This window comes from Polaribacter sp., assembly GCF_965656025.1.
In the GTDB taxonomy this organism is placed as follows: Bacteria; Bacteroidota; Bacteroidia; order Flavobacteriales; family Flavobacteriaceae; genus Polaribacter.
Window position 1 is genome coordinate 10,094 of record NZ_CBFHJT010000016.1, and the last position, 1,643, is coordinate 11,736.

At 28.6% G+C, this 1,643-nt stretch carries 1 protein-coding gene and 1 pseudogene; both read left to right on the forward strand.

Going from position 1 to position 1,643, the window contains the following annotated elements:
- Positions 1 to 1,281 (forward strand): S41 family peptidase (locus tag ACTG3S_RS04600; protein WP_439128199.1); only part of this gene is annotated, 1,281 nt, incomplete at its 5' end.
- A gap of 27 nt (positions 1,282 to 1,308) precedes the next feature.
- Positions 1,309 to 1,643, forward strand: a pseudogene (locus tag ACTG3S_RS04605) (DUF6909 family protein); the annotation flags it as partial.

Consider the following 1,643-nt stretch of genomic DNA (forward strand, 5'->3'; position numbering starts at 1 on the left):
CCTGCAGATAAAGCAGGTTTAAAAGCAGGTGATGTTATTATTTCTGTGGATAATCAATCTATAAAAAATATGGAAAGAGACCAATTATCTATGTTTTTAAAAGGGACACCAAACAGTAAATTTACGGTTGAAGTAGAAAGACAAGGCAGCATTTTAACAAAAGAAATTACAAGAGATAAAGTAATTGTAAATCCTGTACCTTTTGCAGAAATGATAGATGATGAAACTGGTTATATTACTTTAACAAGATTTAATGAAAAAGCTTCATCTGAAGTAAAAAAAGCCTATAAGAAACTAAAAAAACAGGGAATGAAAAAATTGGTTTTTGATTTACGATCAAATCCAGGAGGTTCGTTGTTAGAATCTATAAGAATTTCTAATTTTTTCTTACCAAAAGGCAAAACGATTGTAACAACAAAAGCAAAAATTAAAAAATGGAGTAACACGTATAAAACACAAAATAATCCTTTAGATTTAGAAATACCAATTGTTGTTTTAATTAACGAACGTTCTGCATCAGCCTCTGAAATTGTAAGTGGTTCTTTACAAGATTATGATAGAGCCGTAATTTTAGGAAAACGTTCTTTTGGTAAAGGCTTAGTGCAACGTTATAGAGAGTTAATGTATGGCACTCAATTAAAACTAACCATTTCTAAATACTACACACCAAGTGGTAGATGTATTCAAGAATTAGATTATACAAATAGAGATGATAAAGGCAATATTCCAAAATTTTCAGACAGCGGTGTAAACGCTTTTAAAACCCAAAATGGGAGAACTGTTTACGATGGTGGAGGCGTAAAACCAGATGTAGAAATTAATACAACAAATAGAAATAAAACTACAGAATCGTTATTGCAATCTAGAGCCATTTTTAACTACGCAACTCAATACTATTACAACAATACAAATCTTAATGACTTCACAAATTTTGAAATTAAAAATAGCGATTTTAAAGAATTTACCAAGTTTTTAAAAACAGATACTACTTTCGTAACAGAGCAAGAAGCCTTATTTAAAAAGGCCTATTTAGCTTCTAAAAACAATAATATTTCATCTGAATATAATGCGATAAAAGAACAATTGTATAAAGATAAAATTGATGAAATTTCTAAAAATAAAGACATTATTTCTGAAATTTTAAAAACAGCAATTTTAGAGAGATATATGTATAGAGAAGGTGTTTATAAACACAATTTAAGTAACGATAAAACCATTGAAAACGCAGTTACTTTATTAAAAGATAATAACCAGTATAACAAAATTTTATCAGGTAAATAATTTTATATTTGTCGTCCAAAAGAAATAATGTCAGAAATAAAAAAAATAGCAAGAACAAGAGCACAAGAATCTACTAATGCCATAGAAAAATTATATATTTCTATGCGTCATTTATTTAGTAGAGGTTTTTACAAACCCATGGGAGTTTCTGGGGAAACTTTAAGAAAATCCTTATTACTTTTAAGACCCGAAATTTATGGTTCTATTGCAGAGGACAGAATTGAGTTAAATGGTTTAACCTACGTTATAGAAAGACTTCCTGTTGGAATAGAAGAATGCCAGTATATCAATTTAACTGCAGATGAAGGATATAAAAATTCTCATTTTAAACCTATTGTACCTCCAAAAAGAAGAAGAAATTG